The sequence below is a fragment of the Ruegeria sp. BHSB058 genome, from assembly GCF_059613285.1.
Map to the genome: position 1 here is coordinate 1 of NZ_JBXWSF010000171.1, position 2,372 is coordinate 2,372.

Annotated in this window: 2 protein-coding genes; both read right to left on the reverse strand. The window is 64.1% G+C overall.

Translation table 11 applies throughout. The features are described from left to right. The coding region (locus tag AC2FNB_RS21065) for an aldehyde dehydrogenase family protein (RefSeq protein WP_496748682.1) at nt 1-927 on the reverse strand (927 nt) is incomplete at its 3' end. 3 nt (nt 928-930) lie between these two features. Then, the gene (gene phnA, locus AC2FNB_RS21070; protein WP_496748683.1) at nt 931-2,175 is read right to left on the reverse strand and encodes a phosphonoacetate hydrolase; all 1,245 of its coding nucleotides are present in this window, start codon (nt 2,173-2,175) and stop codon (nt 931-933) included. Nucleotides 2,176-2,372 lie beyond the last annotated feature (197 nt).

Consider the following 2,372-nt stretch of genomic DNA (forward strand, 5'->3'; position numbering starts at 1 on the left):
AACGAACGCGTCGGCCACGCTTTCCTGCACCAGGATGCGCTTGATCGCGGTGCAGCGCTGGCCGGAATTGCCGGTGGCCCCGGCCACGGCGATGGTGGCGGCCTTGTCCAGGTCGGCATCGGAAAGATCGTTCAGCACGATCAGCGGGTCGTTGCCCCCCAGCTCCAGCGCGGAGCGCTTGTAGGCGGCCTTTTCGGCGATCATCTTGCCCACCGGCACGCCGCCGGTGAAGGTGATGATGTCGATATGCCCGTTGGTGATCATCTCGTCGCCGATATCGCCGGGCCAGCCGGTGACCACCTGGAACATCTCGGGCGGCAGCCCGGCCTCGTACAGGATGTCGGCCAGCGTCAGCGCGGTCAGCGGTGTCAGCTCGGTCGGCTTGCAGACCATGCAGTTGTTGGTGGCGATCGACGGCGCGATCTTGTGGCTGACCATGTTGAGCGGGTGGTTGAACGGCGTGATCGCGGAGATTGCGTTCACCGGCTCGCGCATGGTGAAGATCTTGCGCGCCTTGCCGTTGTGGGTGAGATCGCAGGAAAAGATCTCGCCATCGTCCTTCAGCGCCTCTGCGGCGGCAAACTGATAGACATCCTGCGCGCGCTTGGTCTCGTAGATCGCGTGCTGGTGGCAGATGCCCAGCTCCAGCACCAGCCATTTGGCCAGATAGTCGCGCCGCTCGCCGATCAGCTCGCCCGCGCGCTGCAGGATCCGGCTGCGCTCGTACCGGGTCAGTTTCGGGGTGTAATTCGCCGCGATCTCGAAGGCGCGGGCCGCATGTTCCGCCTTGCCGGCAGGGACATAGCCGACCACCTCGTTGGTATAGGGATAGTGGACCGGCACGGTCTCGTCGGTAAAGACGATCTCACCGCCGATGCGCATTCCCTCGTTGCGGATCTCGATATTGGACATGGTCTGATCTTTCATAGCTTATACCGCCGCGGCTGTCGTGGCATAGAAGAAGGCGTCGAAGTTGCGCAGAACGGGCGCATCCGGCAGCTCGATCCGGCGGTTGACGATGAAGGGCACCTCCTGCTCGGTCAACCCGCCGTGGCTGCGCAGCGGCTCCTTCAGCGCCGCCAGGTCGTGGCGGTGCTCCGAGGTGCCGATGCAGATGTTCTCGCCCGAGATCATCACGATATCCCCAATCCGGTCGCCCGGCAGTTCGAAGCGCCGGATCGCCTCTTCCTTGTCGATGACCAGGATCAGCTCATCGCGCGCCTTGAGACGTGCCATGATGTCGGCCTGGTCGGCGCTTTCGGGCAGATAGGCGGTGGCAAACGATCCCAGCGCGCCGTGATGGACCACGTAAGGATCGGTGATCGGCAGGATCACCCGGGCCGCATCCTTGCCCAACCACTCGTCCAGCAGATCCTGCGCATAGATCACGTTGGGCGAGCCGTCAGCGTGATGCTTGGGCTTCATGCCGTGATCGGCGGTCACCACGATGGCCGCCCCCAGCGCGTCCAGTTCGCCCAGGTAGCGGTCGAACATGGCATGGAAATCCAGCGCGCCCTGCTGGTCAGGGGCGAACTTGTGCTGGATGTAATCGGTGGTCGACAGGTACATCACGTCGGGTTTGAACTCTTTCAGAAGCTTGACCCCGGCGGCAAAGACAAACTCGCTGAGCTCCGCCGAATAGACGTCCGGAACCGGCATGCCCAGCCAGGCGCTGGCATTGTCGATGCCGTGCCCGGCCAGCGTGGTCTCGCCCGCGCGTTCCGACGAAAACGCCACCGCCCTGCCCTCGTCGAACTTCAGCCCCGAGCCCAGAAGCGCGCGCAGCTTGTCCTTGGCGGTCACCATCGCCACGCGGTAACCCGCCTCGTAGAACTGCGAAAAGATCGTCGGCGCGCGCAGGAAGCGCACGTCGTTCATCATCACCTCTTCGCCGCTGTCCGGATCGATCAGGTAGTTGCCGCAGATGCCGTGCACGCTTGGCGGACGGCCGGTGGCGATGCTGAGGTTGTTGGGATTGGTAAACGACGGGATCACCGAATGCGCCAGCCGGTCGGTGCCCGCCTCGCGCATCCGCTTGAGATTGGGCATCAGCCCCCTGGCAATCGCCACGTCCAGATATTCCGGCTCGCACCCATCCAGGCAGATGGCAATCGCGGGCACTTTCGGCGTCGGATAGACCCGCGCATTCGCTTCGACGGGGGTATGAATGGTCATCTCTTGCTTTCCTCGATCTTCTTCAGGCGGCCAGCTTGGCGCGCTCTTGCAGTGCGGCGGCCGGAGGGGCGGCGCTTGCAACCCCCATCTCGGCCAGCGTTTCCCGGGCGGCGACCACGACCCGCCGCATCACGTGCTCGTCCATCTGCCCGATGCAGCCGATGCGGAAACTGTCCACAACCGTCAACTTGCCCGGA